The organism is Nitrobacter sp. 62-13 (genome assembly GCF_001896955.1).
Classification (GTDB): domain Bacteria; phylum Pseudomonadota; class Alphaproteobacteria; order Rhizobiales; family Xanthobacteraceae; genus Nitrobacter.
In genome coordinates this window covers 529-18,774 of record NZ_MKRN01000197.1, presented here as the reverse complement: position 1 = coordinate 18,774, position 18,246 = coordinate 529, and the positions used below count along the sequence as shown (strand labels likewise).

The 18,246-nt window shown below is 62.2% G+C and carries 18 protein-coding genes, 1 tRNA gene and 1 pseudogene; 4 read left to right on the top strand and 16 right to left on the bottom strand.

The genetic code is table 11. The annotated features are described in order from the left end of the window. Together BGN91_RS15130 and BGN91_RS15125 are read right to left on the bottom strand one after the other, a co-directional pair. Positions 1-2,096: pseudogene (locus BGN91_RS15130) on the bottom strand (penicillin-binding protein 1A); the annotation flags it as partial. Positions 2,097-2,280: 184 nt separating this feature from the next. Further along, positions 2,281-3,558 carry an N-acetylmuramoyl-L-alanine amidase gene (locus BGN91_RS15125; protein WP_292614627.1) on the bottom strand — a complete coding sequence of 426 codons (1,278 nt, stop codon included), beginning with the start codon at positions 3,556-3,558 and terminating at the stop codon, positions 2,281-2,283. 690 nt (positions 3,559-4,248) lie between these two features. Between BGN91_RS15125 and BGN91_RS15120 the strand changes: the two genes are divergently transcribed. Beyond that, complete coding sequence (locus BGN91_RS15120; protein ID WP_292614524.1) at positions 4,249-7,305, top strand: Rne/Rng family ribonuclease; 3,057 nt, start codon at positions 4,249-4,251, stop codon at positions 7,303-7,305. A gap of 198 nt (positions 7,306-7,503) precedes the next feature. Here BGN91_RS15120 and thiL read toward each other — a convergent pair whose 3' ends face one another. The 10 genes from thiL to BGN91_RS15070 form a co-directional block, all read right to left on the bottom strand. Continuing rightward, complete coding sequence (gene thiL / locus BGN91_RS15115) at positions 7,504-8,475, bottom strand: thiamine-phosphate kinase (protein WP_292614522.1); 972 nt, start codon at positions 8,473-8,475, stop codon at positions 7,504-7,506. A gap of 52 nt (positions 8,476-8,527) precedes the next feature. Beyond that, positions 8,528-9,010 (bottom strand): transcription antitermination factor NusB, encoded by a 483-nt coding sequence (gene nusB, locus BGN91_RS15110; protein ID WP_292614520.1) that lies wholly within the window; start codon positions 9,008-9,010, stop codon positions 8,528-8,530. Between the two features lie 7 nt (positions 9,011-9,017). Further along, on the bottom strand, positions 9,018-9,509 hold the full coding sequence (ribH, locus tag BGN91_RS15105) for a 6,7-dimethyl-8-ribityllumazine synthase (RefSeq protein ID WP_292614518.1): 492 nt from the start codon (positions 9,507-9,509) through the stop codon (positions 9,018-9,020). 139 nt (positions 9,510-9,648) lie between these two features. After that, a complete protein-coding gene (locus BGN91_RS15100; RefSeq protein ID WP_292614515.1) occupies positions 9,649-10,257 on the bottom strand; it encodes a riboflavin synthase in 609 nt (202 codons plus the stop codon). A gap of 184 nt (positions 10,258-10,441) precedes the next feature. Further along, positions 10,442-11,593 carry a bifunctional diaminohydroxyphosphoribosylaminopyrimidine deaminase/5-amino-6-(5-phosphoribosylamino)uracil reductase RibD gene (gene ribD, locus BGN91_RS15095; RefSeq protein WP_292614513.1) on the bottom strand — a complete coding sequence of 384 codons (1,152 nt, stop codon included), beginning with the start codon at positions 11,591-11,593 and terminating at the stop codon, positions 10,442-10,444. After that, positions 11,590-12,072 carry a transcriptional regulator NrdR gene (nrdR, locus tag BGN91_RS15090; RefSeq protein WP_292614511.1) on the bottom strand — a complete coding sequence of 161 codons (483 nt, stop codon included), beginning with the start codon at positions 12,070-12,072 and terminating at the stop codon, positions 11,590-11,592. The genes ribD and nrdR overlap by 4 nt, the downstream gene beginning before the upstream one ends. 157 nt (positions 12,073-12,229) lie before the next feature. Continuing rightward, entirely contained in the window at positions 12,230-13,537 is a 1,308-nt protein-coding gene (glyA, locus tag BGN91_RS15085; RefSeq protein WP_292614509.1) for a serine hydroxymethyltransferase, read from the bottom strand. A gap of 296 nt (positions 13,538-13,833) precedes the next feature. After that, a complete protein-coding gene (locus BGN91_RS15080) occupies positions 13,834-14,001 on the bottom strand; it encodes a hypothetical protein (protein ID WP_292614507.1) in 168 nt (55 codons plus the stop codon). A gap of 42 nt (positions 14,002-14,043) precedes the next feature. Then, positions 14,044-14,241 (bottom strand): hypothetical protein, encoded by a 198-nt coding sequence (locus BGN91_RS15075; RefSeq protein ID WP_292614505.1) that lies wholly within the window; start codon positions 14,239-14,241, stop codon positions 14,044-14,046. A gap of 188 nt (positions 14,242-14,429) precedes the next feature. Beyond that, on the bottom strand, positions 14,430-14,561 hold the full coding sequence (locus BGN91_RS15070; RefSeq protein WP_292614503.1) for a DUF3606 domain-containing protein: 132 nt from the start codon (positions 14,559-14,561) through the stop codon (positions 14,430-14,432). A 181-nt stretch (positions 14,562-14,742) separates the two neighbouring features. Between BGN91_RS15070 and BGN91_RS15065 the strand changes: the two genes are divergently transcribed. Continuing rightward, complete coding sequence (locus tag BGN91_RS15065; RefSeq protein ID WP_292614501.1) at positions 14,743-15,072, top strand: hypothetical protein; 330 nt, start codon at positions 14,743-14,745, stop codon at positions 15,070-15,072. Here BGN91_RS15065 and BGN91_RS15060 read toward each other — a convergent pair. Beyond that, positions 15,060-15,290: a hypothetical protein gene (locus BGN91_RS15060; RefSeq protein ID WP_292614500.1), complete on the bottom strand. Its 231-nt coding sequence runs from the start codon at positions 15,288-15,290 to the stop codon at positions 15,060-15,062. The two genes, BGN91_RS15065 and BGN91_RS15060, sit on opposite strands and share 13 nt — an antisense overlap. 345 nt (positions 15,291-15,635) lie before the next feature. Between BGN91_RS15060 and BGN91_RS15055 the strand changes: the two genes are divergently transcribed. Beyond that, complete coding sequence (locus BGN91_RS15055) at positions 15,636-16,574, top strand: DUF4062 domain-containing protein (protein ID WP_292614499.1); 939 nt, start codon at positions 15,636-15,638, stop codon at positions 16,572-16,574. Positions 16,575-16,629: 55 nt separating this feature from the next. Here BGN91_RS15055 and BGN91_RS15050 read toward each other — a convergent pair. Both BGN91_RS15050 and BGN91_RS15045 read right to left on the bottom strand, forming a co-directional pair. Further along, positions 16,630-16,714 (bottom strand) — tRNA-Leu (locus BGN91_RS15050). Positions 16,715-16,935: 221 nt separating this feature from the next. Beyond that, a complete protein-coding gene (locus BGN91_RS15045) occupies positions 16,936-17,178 on the bottom strand; it encodes a FliM/FliN family flagellar motor switch protein (RefSeq protein WP_292614625.1) in 243 nt (80 codons plus the stop codon). A 64-nt stretch (positions 17,179-17,242) separates the two neighbouring features. On the opposite strand from BGN91_RS15045, the gene lipB reads away from it, so the two are divergent. Beyond that, positions 17,243-17,965 (top strand): lipoyl(octanoyl) transferase LipB, encoded by a 723-nt coding sequence (gene lipB / locus BGN91_RS15040; RefSeq protein ID WP_292614498.1) that lies wholly within the window; start codon positions 17,243-17,245, stop codon positions 17,963-17,965. 55 nt (positions 17,966-18,020) lie between these two features. Here the strand turns inward: lipB and BGN91_RS15035 are convergent. Continuing rightward, positions 18,021-18,246: acylphosphatase (locus tag BGN91_RS15035; RefSeq protein ID WP_292614497.1), on the bottom strand; the 226-nt coding region annotated here is incomplete at its 5' end.

Sequence of the window (18,246 nt, the reverse complement as noted above, 5' to 3'; positions counted from 1 at the left end):
TCGTTCGTGGTGCCGGTCTTGCCGGCAATCGGCTTACCGACATCGCGCATGACGGTGGCGGTGCCCGCCTGCACCACGCCCTCCATCATCGAGGTGATCTGGTAGGCGGTCATCGAATCCAGCACCCGCTCGCGGTGATCGATCAATTGGGGCTCGGGCTGATTTTTCCAGCCCTCCGGCGCATCGCACCCGCGGCATTCGCGGGTGTCGTGCTTGTAGATGGTGTGGCCATAGCGATCCTGAATGCGGTCGATCAGGGTCGGCTTCACGCGCCTGCCGCCATTGTCGAACATCGAATACGCAGTCACCATCCGCAGCACGGTGGTCTCGCCGGCCCCCAGCGCATAGGAAAGATAATTCGGCAGTTCATCGTAAACTCCGAAGCGTTTGGCATATTCGCCGATCAAGGGCATGCCGATGTCTTGCGCCAACCGGACCGTCACGGTGTTGAGCGAAAGCCGCAGCGCATTTCGGAGCGTTTGCGGGCCATAGTATTTTTCCTTCGAATAGTTTTCCGGGCGCCAGACGCCGGAGCCCTGCCCCTGATCGATCTCGATCGGCGCATCGACGACGACGGTCGACGGCGTATAGCCATTGTCGAGCGCTGAGGAATAGACGATAGGCTTGAACGAGGAGCCCGGCTGCCGGTAGGCCTGCGTCGCGCGATTGAACTGGCTCTGATCAAACGAGAATCCGCCGACCATCGCCAGCACGCGGCCGGTCCGCGGCTCCATCGCCACCATCGCACCGGACACTTGCGGCAGTTGTCGCAACCGGTACTCGCCTTCGACGATCTTGCCGTCCTTGCCGATCAGGGGATCGGCATAGATCACGTCGCCAGGCGAAAGCACTTGCGATACCTTCGTTGGCGTACGGCCACGCGCAGCTCCCGACGCGGCTTTGGCCCATTTCACCCCATCGAGCGAAATCAGGCCGGTTTGCCGCTCTCTGCTCACGGCGCCGCCGAGTTCGCGGCCGGGTTGAAATCCGATCCGAGCGGACTTGTCATCGGATTCGAGCACGACTGCCATCCGCCACGGCGCGATGTCCGACAGCGATTTCACATCGGCGAGTTTCACGCCCCAGTCGCCCGAGATATCGAGCGTGCTCATGGCGCCGCGCCAACCCTGGGCCTCATCATAGTTGACGAGGCCGTTGGCCATGGTCTTGCGGGCGACTGCCTGCAGTTTCGGGTCGAGCGTGGTGCGGACCGACAGTCCGCCTTCGTAGAGCTTCTTTTCGCCGTAGCGTTCAAACAGGTCGCGCCTGACTTCCTCGGCAAAATATTCGCCGGCAAAGGTGTGCGCCCCGTTGGCGCGGCTGGTGACGATCAGCGGATCCTTGCGGGCCTTATCGGCATCAGCCTGCTTGATCCAGCCATTCTCCAGCAACCGGTCGATGACATAATCACGCCGTTCGACCGCGCGGTCATGATTCTTGACCGGATGCAGGGTCGAAGGCGCCTTGGGCAAGGCCGCGAGATATGCAGCCTCGGCGACGGTCAATTCATTGACCGACTTATCGAAATACACGAGCGATGCGGCCGCGATGCCGTAAGCGCCGAGGCCGAGATAGATTTCGTTCAGGTACAGTTCGAGGATCTTGTCCTTCGAATAAGCCCGCTCGATCCGCATCGCGAGCAGGGCTTCCTTGATCTTGCGGGTGAAGGAAACTTCATTGGTCAGCAGGAAGTTCTTGGCAACCTGCTGGGTGATCGTAGAGGCACCCTGCGGCCGCTTGTTGGATCCGTAATTCTGGGCGTACAGCAGGGCCGCGCGAAGCATGCCGGAATAATCGATGCCGCCGTGCTCGTAGAAATTCTTGTCCTCTGCGGCCAGGAACGCGTTGATGACCAGCTTCGGCACCGCCTGTATCGGCAGATAAAGCCTGCGTTCCTTCGCGTATTCGCCGAGCAGCGAACCGTCGGACGCATGGACGCGCGTCATCACCGGCGGCTCATAATTCTGAAGCTGAGAGTAGTCCGGCAGGTCCTTGGAAAAATGCCAGATCAGTCCCGCCGCAGCCGCGACGCCGACCAGAAACAGGATCGTTCCCGCTGCAAACAGAAAACCGACGAACCGCAGCAGCAAGCGCATTATCGAATGTCCGTTTCGTTACCGGCCGCCGGGCGACAGGGCGGCGAGTCCGCGAGCTTTATTCTTCGTCGGTTGATGCGTTCGTTCGTCGAAGCATCCGCCGGACAGGAACTCCGGTTGTGGCCGATTCTGCGAACTTGCGACAACTTTTCTATAGAGCGGCGGCTGTGGCCAAACTAGGGCTTCAATGGGCCGGCCCGGCCGAAACCACTCTTTTCGCGAGGAACGCCTCAACCGCATTCGCGACCGAACGAACCGTCCTGGAGCGCCAGTCGCTAGATACCATTTGGCGGAGGTCCGCCTTGTTCGAGACGAACCCCAGTTCGATCAACACCGACGGCACATCGGGCGCCTTGAGGACCCTGAACCCGGCCGATTTCAGCGGGTGCTTGTGCATCCGCATGGTCGTTTGCATCTCACTCATCAACAGCCGGGCGAAGCGGTTTGAAAACGTGCGCGTTTCCCGCTGCGCGAGGTCGATCAAGATATCGGCGACTTCGGTCGGCTCCTCCGTCAGGTTGACGCCTCCGATCGCGTCGGCCTTGTTTTCGGCTTCAGCCAACCGCTCCGCTTCGGCGTCTGATGCCTTGTCCGACAGTGTATAGATCGTTGCACCCCGGGCATCGCCCTCGCGGCGCGGCAGGGCATCCGCATGAATGGACACGAACAGCGCGGCGCCGTTGGTTCGGGCGACACGCACACGCTCGGCCAGCGGGATGAAGGTGTCATCGGTCCGGGTCATAACAACGTGATATTTGCCGTCCTGCTCGATGCGGTCGCGCAAAGCCAGGGCAAAGGCGAGCACCAGATCCTTTTCCGTCTCTCCCGTCGAGGCCTCGGTTCCGTTGTCGATCCCGCCATGGCCCGGATCGATCACGACCACGGGACGCGTGTCCGACGGCGTCGCTGCCCCGGTCGAACCGGTCGCATCGACAGTTGATTCGGGGGAAACCGCGCCCCTCAACCCTTCGGAACTGTTTGACGTCGCCAACAGGCGATTGAATGCAGCCCGGTCGACGGCCTCCAGTTCGACCACCAGACGAGGCGGCTGACCATTTGCGGCATCGAGCACGTAGGCCTTTTCGATCTTTGCGGGACCTGCGAGATCGAACACGATCCGTGATCCGCCGGGCATCACCAGCCCGTAGCGGAACGCCTTGATCAGGCCGCGTCCCATGCCGCCGGCATCGGGCGCCAGGCGGAAGCTCACCTGTGGGATGTCAATGACGGCCCGGTAAGGATTGGCCAGCAGAAAGGCGTGGACATCGATTTTTTTGTCCAGATCCAGAATGAAGCGGGTTTGTTTCTCATCGCCCGCGAGCCGGACTTCCGAGGCGACGGGAAAATCCCCCGCAACCCCGGGGCGATCAGGCTCGTTCCCGGCGGCGAGTGAAGCTGCGCCGGAAAGAAACAGCGCAACGGCAAAGAGCCAGATGATTCCCAGATTTGCGCGGCTCGCCAACGAACCCATGCCTCCGAGCTGCCTTTTACCGCAATAGGACCGCAGGGTTAATCGGGCCTTAACCCGTCGACGACAAATACCGGCGGTGTTGCCGACGGGCGACGCTGTCCCTTGCAAGCGACAAACAATCCACGTATGTAAGTCTATGCTGACGGTTAAACTCCCGGTTGTGTCGCGTTCAGCCTCCCGGTGCAGCGCTAGACTTCAAGTAGTTCGAAGTGTCCGCGTTTCCCAACCCTCCACAGCCAGCGCATCGGCGCGGTCGATTTGGAGCGGCGGTTTCAAGCCCGAGAGGTGTCCGGTACCAGGTTTTTTGCGCCGGGGACGGTTTCAGAAGGTAATGACCGATTGTCCCGGCCCTGCGGCCACGAGGTACGACAGCCGACAGGCACTTTGGCGCCGCGTCGGTCCGGCAGCGAGATACACGGCGGTGCTTTTGCCGCCAACCTGTTCAGACGGGCCGACGCCTGATGCGCCAGACTGAAGAGCCGACCAAATTTCCCGCAAAGGCCGCGCCGACGCGAGGCAAGAGCTTCGCGCGCCGCACCGCGCCGGGAACGGGATCGGCAAGGCGCCCAGGATCGCATCGCGGCCTTCCCCTCACCCCCGAATCAGGTGGACCGTTGCGTCACCCGGCCGCGCGAAACGCGCGCGCCGTGCCATGCGCCCTCCGCCGCCAAGAGCTCCAACATGTCCAACAAACCCAACAAGATGTTGATCGACGCCACCCACCCGGAAGAAACCCGGGTGGTCGTCGTTCGCGGCAATCGCGTCGAGGAATTTGATTTCGAATCCGCCCAGCGCAAACAGCTGCGCGGCAATATTTATCTGGCCAAGGTCACTCGCGTCGAACCTTCGCTGCAGGCCGCGTTCATCGAGTACGGCGGAAACCGCCACGGCTTCCTCGCATTCAGCGAAATCCATCCTGACTACTATCAAATTCCGGTCGCCGACCGTCAGGCGCTGATCGAAGCCGACGAGCGTGCGCATCGCGAGGCGGAGGAAGAATCGGAAGATCGCTCCAGCCGCCGCCGCTCGCGGAATCGCAGTTCGCGCCGGCGCGATCACGGCGAACGCGTGCAGAGCGCCATCGTCGAAGACGCCGACCATGACGACTCGGCGGCGGATGCCTCGCAGTTCGGTCAGCCTCACGATGAATTGACGCCGGACAATCATCTCCAGGAACAACACGAGATTCAGGATCACGATCATCCACATGAGGACGACGCGAATCACGACCAGTTCCATGAGCAGGCGCATGACGACGCGGAGCATGGCGATTTCCACGAAACCGATGCCGGCCATCCGCACGAACCGCAAGACCTCGCTTTCGCGCCGGATTCGAGCGACGCCGTCTTCGAACATCCCGACGAGGCGCAAGGTGCCGACGCCGACGTTCCCGTCTCCGTGTCGAATCAGCATGAGGCCGATTTCGAGCCGCCTGCCCGCGACGCTCAAGACGATCATGCAGAACCGGCCGTTCTTCATGATGCCACCGAGGAACATGAAACTCACGATCACGAGGTGCATGAACAGGACGGTCAGCCTTTTGAGTCCGAATCCCCCAGCGAGGTGATCCCCACCGAGGAGGACGAGGACGAAGGCGAGACCGAGGAAGACCAGCAGGTCGAATCCGTCGGCGGCGACGATGCACTGGAGGAAGTGCCCGAACGCGCCTACCGGCCGCGGCGTCAGTACAAGATTCAGGAAGTCATCAAGCGCCGCCAGGTGATGCTGGTGCAGGTGGTCAAGGAAGAGCGCGGCAACAAGGGCGCGGCGCTGACGACCTATCTTTCGCTGGCCGGTCGCTATGCCGTGTTGATGCCCAATACCGCGCGCGGCGGCGGCATCAGCCGCAAGATCACCTCGGCGCAGGACCGTTCGCGGCTGAAGGAAGTGGTGCAGGATCTCGACGTGCCCGAAGGCATGGGCGTTATCCTGCGCACCGCCGGCGCCTCGCGCACCAAGCCGGAGATCAAACGCGATTTCGAATATCTGATCCGCATGTGGGAAACCGTGCGCGACGTGACCTTGCGGTCGCAGGCGCCGACGCTCGTGTATGAAGAAGGCTCGCTGATCAAGCGTTCGCTGCGCGATCTCTACAACAAGGAAATCGACGAAATCCAGGTGGCCGGTGAAGCCGGCTACCGGGAGGCACGCGATTTCATGAAGATGCTGATGCCGTCCAACGTTCGCGCGGTGAAGCCATATCACGATTATCAACCGCTATTCTCGCGCATGGGCGTGGAAAGCCAGCTCGATGCGATGTTCTCGCCGACGGTGCAGCTTCGCTCCGGAGGATACATCGTGATCAACCAGACCGAGGCGCTGGTGTCGATCGACGTCAACTCGGGCCGCTCGACCCGCGAGCATCACATCAAGGATACGGCGCTCAAAACCAACCTCGAGGCCGCGGAGGAAGTCGCCAGACAGTTGCGCTTGCGCGATCTCGCCGGCCTGATCGTCATCGACTTCATCGACATGGACGAGAAGCGCAACAACCGTGCGGTGGAGCGCAAGCTCAGCGATTGTCTGCGCCACGACCGAGCGCGCATCCAGGTCGGGCGCATCTCGCACTTCGGCCTTCTGGAAATGTCGCGCCAGCGCATTCGCGCCAGCATGCTGGAAAGCTCGACCGAGCCCTGCCCGCACTGCGGCGGCACCGGTCACGTGCGCTCGGTTCCGTCGGTGGCGTTGCAGTTGCTGCGCAGCCTTGAGGAAACCCTGATGAAAGGTGCGACGCACAATCTTATCGTGCGGACCCGCACCAACGTCGCGCTGTATGTGCTCAACCAGAAGCGTGGTCATCTGCGCGACCTCGAACACAGCTTCAAGGTCGGTCTCTCCGTGGTCGCCGACCCTGCGATCGCCGGCCAGCAATCGTTCATCATTGATCGCGGTGAGCAGGTGCATACGCTGGAAGCCGCGAAAGCGGTGTTGGCCGCGCAACTTGCCGCGGTTCCTTCACAGGCGGAAGAAATCCATGAGGATGAGCAGCCGCTCGATATCGAGGCCGAAACCGGCGAGACCGAAGCCCGTGCCGACGAACAAACTGCTAGCGAAGAAGGCGACGGCCGCAAGCGGAAGCGCCGCCGGTCCCGGCGCGAACGATCCGTAGAAATCCGCGACGACCAAGCCGTGCCTGACGACGATACCGACAATGTCCTGATCCCCGCTGATTTCGCTGCGGCGCGCTTCATGACCGGCGACGTCGACACTGATGGAGACGACGCCGGAGTGCAGGACCCCGAAGCGCGGGCCGATCAGTCTCCGGACGGAGAACGGCGCCCGCGTCGTCGCGGACGACGTGGCGGTCGTCGGCGCCGCGGTGGTGCCGGCACAGGCCTCGCCGGCTCGATTTCCGACGAACTCGGTCCGACCTCGACCCCGGAAGTCATGGAAGCCGTCGCAGACTTCGACTCGGCACCGATCGCCCCTGAGCCGCAGGCCGCTTCGCCCGATATCGAGGCTCAGCCGCAGAATCCTGCGGAACAGCCGGACGTCGCGAGCCCTCCGGATGACGCCAAGGATCAGGCCATACCAGAATCCGAAAAAGCCGGTCGCCGGCGCTCGACGGTGCGCGAGAAAGTGAGTTTCACTTCGGATGAGGCGCCGCCGGTAGCGCCTACGATTCAAAGCCAGCCGGAAGAAACTTCACCCGAGCAGCAACAGCCTCCGGAAGCATCGAACGAAGATCGTCCGCGCCGTGCGGGATGGTGGTCGCGCCGGTTCGGCAGCGGCACCTGAAGCGATCTCTTCTCGAATGCGCAACGCCCGGCCTCGGCCGGGCGTTGTTTTTACACAGGGTCGCGCGAGACCCAATAGAGCGTTTTCAAGAGGGGCGGAAACCGGTTCGCGTGAGGAAAACGCATCGAATCAAAATCATAAAGGTACGCTTCTGATTCCGTCAGAAGCGGAAAGGCTCTAGGGGCTGGGGATTGATCGTCAGAAATGGCTGTAGGAAAGCCGCGAGAGCGCGATCTCCTTGCCTTCGGCACCGAGCCACTTCGGAGCCGTGTCGCCCGCAACGATTGTTCCGATCGATGTTACCGCGACGCCGACGCTGAGCGCCGTGCGGGCGAAATCCCCGAAACGATTCTCAGCGATCGTGCACAGGATCTCGTAATCGTCGCCGCCGCTCACCACCGATTCAAGACACGTCCGGCCCTGTTCCAGCAGTCCGCGTGCGGCGTCCGACAGCGGAACGGATACGGCATCGATCACAGCCGAAACTCCCGACGCCGCGCACAGTTTCGCGAGATCGCCGGCCAGACCGTCGGAAACATCCATAGCGGCACGCGCGTAGCGCCGCACCGCGCCGGCGAGGCCGATGCGCGGCTGCGGAATCCGGTAGCGGTTGAGCAGCGACTCGCGGATCGCGACATCGCCGACGGTCATTTTTTCCGTAAGGATAGCAAGCCCCAGTGCCGCGTCGCCAATGGTGCCGGAAACGACGATGCGGTCGCCCGGCTCCGCACCGCTGCGCAAGATCATTTCACCGGGCGGCACGCGGCCAAAGGCGGTGACGGAAATCGTCAGCGGCCCCGGCGTTGCAACGGTGTCACCGCCAAGCAACGGACAACCGAACGTGGTTGCGTCGTCATCGAGTCCACGCGCGAATGACGCGAGCCAACCCTCGTCGGCGTTGCGCAAGGCGAGACTCATGACGAAGCCGGCAGGTGTTGCTCCCTTGGCGGCAAGATCGGAAAGATTGACCCGCAAGGCTTTCCGGGCGACCGTTTCCGGCGGATCGCCGCTCAGGAAATGCACATCTTCCACAATGGCGTCGGTCGTGATCACGAGATCGTCGCGGTCACCTTTCAGGATGGCGGCGTCGTCGGCAAGCCCGAGCGCACCCGGGTCGGTCGCGATCGGCTTGAAATAGCGCCCAATCAGATCGTCTTCACCGGACGGCATGCTTCGATCCTCGTGAATGCGAGTTCGCGACAACGCCGTCGAGCAGCAGCGCTCAGCCCGCGAACTCGCCGGCGCGGAAGCGGCGCGCGATCTGATCGAGCACCGCGTTGACCATGCCGGCCTCCTGCTTCTCGACGAAGGCGTGCGCGACATCCACATATTCGGACACCACGACCCGAGCCGGAACATCCTTGCGATGTTCCAGTTCGTACGATCCGGCACGCAGCACCGCACGCAGGATCGCGTCGATCCGTTTCAGCGGCCAGCCCCTGGACAGCGCATCGTCGATCAAGGGGTCGATCCTGACCTGATCACGAACCACGCCCGCCACCACATCTCGAAAGAAGGCAGCCTCGGCGGGAAGGTATCTGTCGCCTTCGACTTCGCTGCCGAGCCAGTGGCTATCGAACTCCGCGAAGACGTCGTTGATCCCTGCGCCACCGATCTCCATCTGATACAGCGCCTGCACCGCGGCGAGCCGCGCCGCACCGCGCCGGTTGGCCTTCCTGTCGACGCTTTGCTTGATATCCGACATCGTGCCGTTACGCCTTCGCCAATCGGCGCTTGATCCGCAGCATTGTCAGCGCCGCCTGCGCCGCGTGGCCGCCCTTGTTCAATTCGCTCGCGCGCGCCCTCGCCCACGCCTGCGCATCGGTGTTGACGGTGATGATGCCGTTACCGAGAGGCACGCGGCGCTGCACCGACAAGTCCATCAGCGCGCGGCAGGATTCCGTCGAGACGATCTCGAAATGGATGGTATCGCCCCGCACCACGCAGCCGAGCGCGACCACCGCATCGTAGGGTTTGCCATTCCGCTCGGCCGCATCGAGCGCGATGGCAATCGCCGCCGGGATTTCCAGAGCTCCGGGAACGGTGACGACCTCATAACCGACGCCGGCCGATCTCAGTTCCGCGACCGCGCCTTCGAGCAGCGCATTCTGAATGTCGTCGTAGAACCGCGCCTCGACAATCAGGGCGCGCGCGCCCGAGACGTCGGCCTGATCCTGAGGCGCTGCGCGCCTTGCCTCTGCCATACCCTGCTCCGGTTAGCCATCGCCGGGAATAGGCGATCGAAGAACCGCGCCGCTTCGCTCGCCTATGATCCCGGCAATCCATCTTGTTAAGAGGAAGAATGCGCGGGTCAAGCCCGCACATGATGCATTTATCGAAAGCCTACTTCATCTCGCTCAGCCGCGCCGCGTAACGCGCCATCAGGTCCACCTCGATATTAACCTGCCCGCCCGCGCGCCAATCCCCCAGCGTCGTGACGTCGAGCGTTCGCGGAATGATAAGCACCGAAAACGCCTCGTCCCGAACCGTGTTCACCGTCAGCGATACCCCGTCCAGCGTCACCGAACCCTTGGCTGCGATGAAGCGCGCCAGATCCCGGGCTGTGCGCAATTCAAAACGCGCCATACCATGCAGATCGTCGCGCGCAACCACGGTGGCGATTCCGTCGACGTGGCCTGCGACGATGTGGCCGCCGAGTTCGTCGCCGATTTTCAACGCGCGTTCGAGATTGAGCCGCGCCCCCACCGACCAATTCTTTGCCGTCGTGACATCGAGCGTCTCAGCCCCGACATCGACGTCGAACCAGGTTCGCCCGCCATTGACGCCCGAGGCGACAACAGTCAGGCAAACCCCATTGCAGGCAATCGACGCGCCGTCGGCGATTGTACTGCGATCGTAACGGCTGAGGACGCGCAGCCGATGCAGCCGGTTCTGCGCCGTCGGCGTCAGACTTTCGATCTCGCCGATGTCGCTCACTATGCCGGTGAACATCAGAACCTTCCGCAGCGGCCGAAACGCTTTCGAATTCAAACTATCCCGATTTATATCGTTTTCGAGCGAAGCGGAAAGGCTCTAAGAGCGTTTTCGAGCGAAGTGGAATCCGGTTCGCGTGAAGAAAACGCGCCAAATCAAGAAGCTGGAGTCTTTCATCGTTTCCATGAAACGGTGAAAGGCTCTAGGCGCGCTCGTAAATCGTGAGGATGTCCTGATCCAGCCTCTCGCTCGCACGAACCTTGAATTGAGACGATCGGGTGATGGCATCGAGCGGCAAGGGGCCAAGCGCCGGCAACCCCTCGTCGCCGATCGGATCGGGACCACGCAGCAGCCACGCTTCATCGACCAGACCGGCCGCGATGAAGGACGCTGCAACACGCGCCCCGCCTTCCACCATCAGGCGCGTGACACCCCTCTCGGACAGGGCACGGAGAACCGCCGCCAGATCAAGCCCGGGCGCGCCGGCCGCGACCGGAACGCGCACGACCTGCACGCCGGCCGTACCGAGTGTCGTGGCCGTGGACGCTTCAATAGGGTCCGAGGCCATCACCCAAAGCGGGGTCTCGCGCGCGGACCGCACCAGCCGGCTCTCATGCGGAATGCGCAGTGCGTGATCCAGCACCACGCGCAGCGGCGAGCGCGTTTCCATGCCCGGAAGCCGGCATGTCAGGAGAGGATCGTCGGCCAGCACGGTGCCGATGCCGACCAGGATGCCGTTGCACTGCGCACGCAGCAGATGCACCCGCGCTCTGGCCGCCTCGCCCGTAATGGCGACCGGCGTGCCTCCGGCGGCTGCGATTTTTCCGTCGCTGGACGTGGCGAGTTTAAGGATGACGTGCGGGCGCTTGTCCCGGACCCGCCGGAAATGGCCGGCATGATGGTGCGCCGCCTCGACCGCGCAAAGCCCGACTTCGACCGATATTCCGGCGGCCCGCAACCGGGCGTGGCCCTGCCCCGCGACTTCGGGAGTGGGATCCTCGATAGCGGACACCACACGCGTGATGCCGGCTGCGATCACGGCATCGGCGCAGGGCGGCGTTTTTCCGACATGCGAACATGGCTCAAGCGTGACATACAGCGTCGCGCCGCGCACCGCCTCCCCCGCGCGCCGCAGCGCCTCGACCTCGGCATGCGGACGGCCTCCCGGCTGGGTCCAGCCGCGGCCGACGATCACACCGTCCCTCACGATGACCGCGCCCACCGCCGGATTGGGCGCGCTCGCGCCCAGGCCGCGGCGCCCCAGCGCCAGCGCCAGTTGCATGAAATGCAAATCAGCGGCCTTGGCCGTCCGGAGCTTCTCGCCGTATTGCTCTTCCAGAACGCGGAAGATCATTTGCGCAGCGGCACCTGCCGCGCGTCGTCCTCGCTGGAAAGCTCACCCAGCACCGCCTCGAAATCCTTGGCCTCCCGGAAATTGCGGTACACCGAGGCAAAGCGCACATAGGCGACGTCGTCGAGACTCCTCAAATGCTCCATCACGATTTCGCCGATGGTCTCGGACGAAATTTCCGCCTCGCCGCCGCTCTCCAGTTCGCGGACGATGGCTGACACCATGGTCTCGACGCGCTCGGCATCGACCGGCCGCTTGCGCAACGATATCTGCAGCGAGCGAACCAGTTTGTCGCGGTCGAACGGCACCCGCCGCCCATTGCGCTTGATGACCGTCAGTTCACGCAACTGCACGCGCTCGAAGGTGGTGAAGCGGAAATTGCAGGCCATGCAGACGCGCCGCCGCCGGATCACAGCCGAGTCTTCCGTCGGCCGCGAATCTTTCACCTGGGTATCCAAACTGTTGCAACTCGGGCAGCGCATCGCTCACCCCACCATGCTGGCCGCAATCGCGCGAAGAACGGCATTCTCTCGCTCGCGTACTATCGAGCAGCAATCCATTGTTTTCAATACGATGAACGCGCGGATTAATTCCGTGCATGAAGCAGAAACGATCGTGATGCTTCCTGACTTCATGGGTTCAACTGTCTGGATAGACTGGAAAACGGTCGGTCAGCGCCTTGACCTTCTCCTTCACCGCCGCCTCGACCAGCGGAGCCTTGCCGTCCTCGGCCTGCGCGATGGCATTGAGCACTTCCGCGATCAGGCCGCCGACCTGTCTGAATTCGGCAACCCCGAAGCCCCGCGTGGTGGCGGCCGGCGTGCCGAGACGAAGACCGGAGGTCACGAACGGCTTTTCCGGATCGAAAGGAATGCCGTTCTTGTTGCAGGTGATCGCCGCCCGGACCAGCGCCTTTTCCGAGACGTTGCCTCTCAGCCCCTTGGGTCGCAGGTCAACCAGCATCAGGTGGTTGTCGGTGCCGCCGGAGACGATATCGAAGCCATGGCCACGCAGGCCTTCGGCCAACGCCTTGGCGTTTTCGACAACGTTCTTCGCGTAAAGCTTGAAGTCCGGTCGCAGCGCTTCGCCGAATGCCACGGCCTTGGCCGCGATGACATGCATCAGCGGTCCGCCCTGCAGGCCCGGAAAGATCGCCGAATTGAACTTCTTGGCGAGCGCCTCGTCATTGCACAGGATCAGGCCGCCACGCGGACCGCGCAGCGACTTGTGGGTGGTGGTCGTGGTCACATGCGCGTGCGGCACCGGGGAAGCATGCACGCCCCCCGCGACAAGACCGGCAAAGTGCGCCATGTCCACCATCAGATAGGCCCCGACGCTGTCGGCGATCTCGCGAAAGCGTTTGAAGTCCCACGGCCGCGAATAGGCCGAACCGCCGGCGATGATCAGCTTCGGCTTGACCTCCTCGGCCCGGCGCGCGACCTCGTCCATGTCGATCAAATGATCGTCCCGCCGCACCGTGTAGTGCGCGGCCTTGAACCATTTGCCTGACATGTTGACCGGCGCACCGTGGGTCAGGTGACCACCAGCCGCAAGGTCGAGCCCCATGAAGGTGTCGCCGGGTTGCAGCAGCGCCAGGAACACCGCCTGGTTCATCTGGCTGCCTGAGTTCGGCTGGACGTTGGCAAACTGGGCGCCGAACAGTTTCTTGGCCCGTTCGATCGCCAGCGTTTCCACGACGTCGACCCACTCGCACCCACCATAATAGCGCGCGCCCGGATAACCCTCGGCGTATTTGTTGGTCAATACCGAGCCCTGCGCCTCCAAAACCGCGCGGCTGACGATGTTTTCGGACGCGATCAGTTCGATCTCGTGGCGCTGACGACCCAATTCGCCCTTGATCGCGGCAGCGATTTCGGGATCGGCCTCGGTCAGGTTGGCCGCAAAGAAGGAATCAGGTGCGGAGGCGGTTTTGGCGGTCGAATCCATCTACAGAATATCCTTGGCGGCGCAACCGGTTAGACCGGGTGCGAGCAGCAGTAACGGCGATCGAAGCGGCGCCAGCCAAATAGCACATTGGTTTGGGACGGCCAAGGTGTTGCGCCCGCACCCTGACGTTTGAGCAATATATGGTGGACGCAGGAGATTGTGAAAGATCGAAGGCAACCCGCCTCCCCCGCCCACGGAAGGCTTCCGCCGAACCCCGGCACGGCCGGACCGATCCGCGGAACACGCCGGTCAACTCCCCTCCTTCGGGCGGCTGACCGGCTCACCGGGTCCGCAAGTTATTTCTCCGTGACAACCACGGTGTAGTGCACGGCGTCCGCGTCGATGGTCATCTTATAGCCGCCGACCGAAAACTCGTTGTGGAGCGATTTGGCGCCGCCGGACACGGCATCCAGTTCGTCCGGCGTCAGAACACGAGTCTCGTTGTTTCTGGTCTGTTGGGACATTGCAATCTCCTGAAATGATGTTGCATTTGGTTGACGTCAGTTTCAGCAGCCGTCGCCGCCGAAGCTGACGCAGGTGTGTTCGAAGCCTGGCCGGACGACGACGCCGTAATGATTGGCGTCGGCCTCGATCGTCATGAACATACGATCGACGAACACTACGGCTTTCATGCCGCCCGATACGCTGTTGAGCTCATCACCCGTGAGCGCACGGATGTCACCGGTCGTGGAAGTCCTGTTCATCGTGGTTCTCCTCGCTGATTGACACATCGTCGGTTTGACGATGCGACCACGATGCATGACAAAGCCCGATCGATCCGTGATGTGACTCACGTGCGAACGGGCTTCAATGACACGGGTCACAAAATGGAACCGGCGCCGCAAGGCGTGGGTCAGCCCATCGGCCGGCGAGGCATGAACAGAGAAGTGTTTTATCTGGAAAGGTAGCGGCGCAGCGCGGCGACCGATGGTCCGACCTGTTCGGCCGCTTCCAACAACGTCTGGCGCGAGACATTCAGCCGGCTCGCCCAGAGATCGGTCTGGGCCTGGTTACTGGTATCCACCGTAGCCTCTGGTTTCTGGTAGGCGGATATCACGGATGCAACTGTGACAAGCTGGACCATTCCTTAAATCTAGCGATCGAATCGCAGTCCGCCACAGTGCCATGCCGTAACGGTTAAGATAGGGTTTCCGGTTTCATCAGGAACCAGATCCTGCTTATGGCCAGTCTGCTGCGCAGCACTGATGGGCATCGGCACCGCTGCGGCACAGACTTATGGTGCGCCGGCTCAGGATACTACGCCGAACAGTCCGTCCACATTCCCGCACGTCATGTCCCAGGGCAAGACAGCCAAAGGCAAGACGTCCAAACACAGGACTGTCGGCATGTCGAAGGGATCGAAAACGAAGAGCGACATGAAACAGGACGGTACGGCGAAGCAGGTTCTTTCGCACTCGTATCTTCGGCGCTGGAGCCACGCGGCCGCGCGCGGCTTCAATCCTGATGCACTCGCTTCACGGGTGAGCATCTTCGCCGTTGCCGATTCACGAGGCTGGGCTGGTCACACCCAATAAATAATCACCCCGGCGAACGCGAGCGCCAGCGCAATGAGCGCCGTCACCATCCAACTATTTTGGCGGCCGGTATAGCGGCCCTGGGCACGGCGCTCTGTAATGAGGGCCCGTTCGTATTCGTCGGAAGATGAAAAGATGCAGGCAAAGCCGCTACGTGCGACCGTCGCGGCGGCTTCGAGCGACAGCAAATCGTTATGAGTGGTGCGCGAGATCCTCATGAGTGAATGCTGGAATCGTATGGTAAATAAAACGTTAATAATCCCTCCACTCGTTCCGAAGCAGGACTTCATTGCAGACCTTTCGAAACCCTCCTGAGGCCTAAGCCTTGCGCCACCGGTCCGCATAGCTCCAAAAGCAGCGCGTCCTTCCTCGAATGTTCTCTCTACGTTCCAGGAGTCGGCCAGCCGGCCGAAACGGATGACGGCTGGTGGGAATCTGTGCTTAACGATCCGACGCCCGTCCGATGCGCCGAAATTGCCGATTCAGCAATGCCACCTTAACGAAATCCCGCGCCCTATTCCGCGCTTCAGTTGCCTACGATATCAGCCGCATGTGGAAATCACGTGAATCGGGTTTTTCAGGTTTTCATCAGTTCGACCTACAATGATTTGAGGGACGAACGACAGGCCGTCAGCAACACGTTGGCAAAAGCAGGATACATGCCTGCTGGTCTGGAGGTGCTGCCGGCTACCGATCAAACGCAGCTGGATTACATCAAGCGGATCATTGATCGAAGCGACTATTATGTCGCGATCGTCGGCAGCCGTTACGGTTCGCTCTCGCACGACGGTCTGAACTTTAGCGAAGGAGCATTTGAGTACGCGCGATCGAAAGACGTTCCGATACTTGCGTTCCTTTCTGAAATTCCCGAACCGGACGCCGGACTGAAAGAAAAGCTGGACGCTTTCAAAGCTCGTTTGAGTGCCGCTGGCATCGTCGAATCCTGGACCAACGAAAGCGACCTTTGCATGAAGGCCGTTATGGCCGTCGCAACCGCGGTAAACTTGAAGCCGAGAGCCGGCTGGATACGAGGCGACCAAGCCGTCGATCCGAAGGTCCTCCAGGAGCTGGAAAGACTCCGCATCGAGAATGCGGACTTTCACCAGAAGCTGGCCAATCTCAATCGCGGCTCGACGGAGCTGGTTCTCGCGGGGTCGGTCGATTCGGTTACCGTAGAATTCCTTGTCTATCGATCCGAAGAAGGGGCACCGGATACCGTCTCAAAGTCGATTTCACTGGGCGACGTTTTTGTCGGAATATATGCGCAGCTCCTCAAGAGCCCGTCGGAAGCCTACGTTCGAGAGCTTGTCGGATATTGGTACCGGCAGACATTTCGCATGTCGGACTATTGGGAACTTGGCGAAAAGAGCGCGACCGTCATCCGGGACAGGCTGGAAGCCATGGGCCTGATCAGATCCCGCTCGATCATCGCGGGATTTACCAATCACATCGCCTGGACCGTGACCGAGAAGGGAAAACAGTTTCTCCAGTCGCGGCGCTGAGGGTCAGCTAGGCTCCGCAACGACTTAACGCGGCCTCCGGATCGATTTTGTGAGGTGGTGCGCTCGGAGGGACTCGAACCCCCACGATGTTACTCACTGCCACCTCAAGGCAGCGCGTCTACCAATTCCGCTACGAGCGCTTTTGGATCGGAGCCGAGGCTCGCGCCCCGACCGGATCAACGGCGCCGATGTAACAAAACAACGGTGGGGGGACAAGGCCCGGCGGAACGTTCTTCCCGGGCTAAAGCGATCCGAAACAAGCATCGCCTGGGAGCCGTAACGATACTGGAATCAGCGGTTTCGGGCCTGCTCTTGATCCGCCAGCTATGTTGAGACCGAACGCTGCGGACCCCAAGTCCGCCTACCTGCGATCGGGAGTTCGCGGCAGCATCTGCTTGACCTCAACCGCGATGCGGTTGCGATTGACCATCACCACCCCGCTGGCGACCGGCATGTTGTTGGCGAGGATCTTGACCTCGTCCTGCTCGGTGGCATCCAGTTCGATGATCGCGCCGCGGCTGAGCCTCATGACCTGATGAACGGGCATCGACGTGGTCCCCAGGACCACCATGAGATCAACGGATACTTTATCGAGCGTCGCCACGAATACGGACTCACGGACCATGCAAAATTGATACGGTTCAAGACCACCACGTTATGGTTAGACAATGGTTAACGACCGCCAGCTTCTCGATTTGAAGCCATTTGCAGCCTCGCCCGGCAGTCGGGTCGACTGGGTCTCGTCCGATGCGCCGGTGCCCTATCCGGAGGCCGTTGCCGTCATGGAAGCGCGGGCGGCCGCGATCGCCTCGGGCGAAGCGCCGGAACTGGTCTGGCTGCTGGAGCACCCTCCGCTCTACACCTCCGGCACCAGCGGACGCGAAGGCGATCTGCTGCAGACCCGCTTTCCGCTGTTTTCGACCGGCCGCGGTGGTCAGGTGACCTATCATGGCCCCGGCCAGCGCGTGGCCTATGTCATGCTCGACTTGAAGCGCCGTCGCCCCGACGTGCGGGCGTTCGTCGCCGGGCTGGAGGAATGGATCATCCGTACGCTCGGCACTTTCGACGTCAAGGGCGAACGGCGGCAGGATCGGGTCGGCGTCTGGGTGGCGCGCCCGGACAAGGGACCAGGCCGCGAGGACAAGATCGCGGCGATCGGCGTGCGGCTGCGCCGCTGGGTATCGTTCCACGGCGTCTCGCTCAATGTCGATCCCGACCTCAGCCATTTCGACGCCATCGTACCCTGCGGCGTCACCGACCCGCGCTACGGCGTCACCAGCCTCGTCGATCTCGGCCTTCGCGTCGGACTGGCGGATGTCGACATCGCGTTGCGGCGCGCGTTCGCCGAGGTGTTCGGGCCTTCGCTGCGCATAACGGAAAAAGACGCCTGACTTTCGCGTTGCCGGTACGAAACGCGTGGTCGCAGGCCGTGGCGCTATGGTCCGCTTACACCGTCGGAAGCTGTGAGAAGCGCTCGCCGGGCCGGATCAATTGCAAGGCGTTCGCCATCACCGGCTGATCCTCGATCGCATCGACGCGCGCGAATTCCGGTCCGTTCCGGCAGCGCGCCACCATGTCGGCGACGGCTTCGGCCTGTCCCGCGAACAAGGCCTCGACGCTGCCGTCCCGGCGGTTGGGTACCGAGCCGGCAACGCCAAGACGGATAGCATCG

What these genes read in the sequence shown, in the direction of transcription:
- BGN91_RS15120 (WP_292614524.1), top strand. Translation starts at nt 4,249, where the DNA reads ATGTCCAACAAACCCAACAAGATGTTGATCGACGCCACCCACCCGGAA.
- thiL (WP_292614522.1), bottom strand. Translation starts at nt 8,475, where the DNA reads ATGCCGTCCGGTGAAGACGATCTGATTGGGCGCTATTTCAAGCCGATC.
- nusB (WP_292614520.1), bottom strand. Translation starts at nt 9,010, where the DNA reads ATGTCGGATATCAAGCAAAGCGTCGACAGGAAGGCCAACCGGCGCGGT.
- ribH (WP_292614518.1), bottom strand. Translation starts at nt 9,509, where the DNA reads ATGGCAGAGGCAAGGCGCGCAGCGCCTCAGGATCAGGCCGACGTCTCG.
- BGN91_RS15100 (WP_292614515.1), bottom strand. Translation starts at nt 10,257, where the DNA reads ATGTTCACCGGCATAGTGAGCGACATCGGCGAGATCGAAAGTCTGACG.
- ribD (WP_292614513.1), bottom strand. Translation starts at nt 11,593, where the DNA reads ATGATCTTCCGCGTTCTGGAAGAGCAATACGGCGAGAAGCTCCGGACG.
- nrdR (WP_292614511.1), bottom strand. Translation starts at nt 12,072, where the DNA reads ATGCGCTGCCCGAGTTGCAACAGTTTGGATACCCAGGTGAAAGATTCG.
- glyA (WP_292614509.1), bottom strand. Translation starts at nt 13,537, where the DNA reads ATGGATTCGACCGCCAAAACCGCCTCCGCACCTGATTCCTTCTTTGCG.
- BGN91_RS15080 (WP_292614507.1), bottom strand. Translation starts at nt 14,001, where the DNA reads ATGTCCCAACAGACCAGAAACAACGAGACTCGTGTTCTGACGCCGGAC.
- BGN91_RS15075 (WP_292614505.1), bottom strand. Translation starts at nt 14,241, where the DNA reads ATGAACAGGACTTCCACGACCGGTGACATCCGTGCGCTCACGGGTGAT.
- BGN91_RS15065 (WP_292614501.1), top strand. Translation starts at nt 14,743, where the DNA reads ATGGGCATCGGCACCGCTGCGGCACAGACTTATGGTGCGCCGGCTCAG.
- BGN91_RS15060 (WP_292614500.1), bottom strand. Translation starts at nt 15,290, where the DNA reads ATGAGGATCTCGCGCACCACTCATAACGATTTGCTGTCGCTCGAAGCC.
- lipB (WP_292614498.1), top strand. Translation starts at nt 17,243, where the DNA reads ATGGTTAACGACCGCCAGCTTCTCGATTTGAAGCCATTTGCAGCCTCG.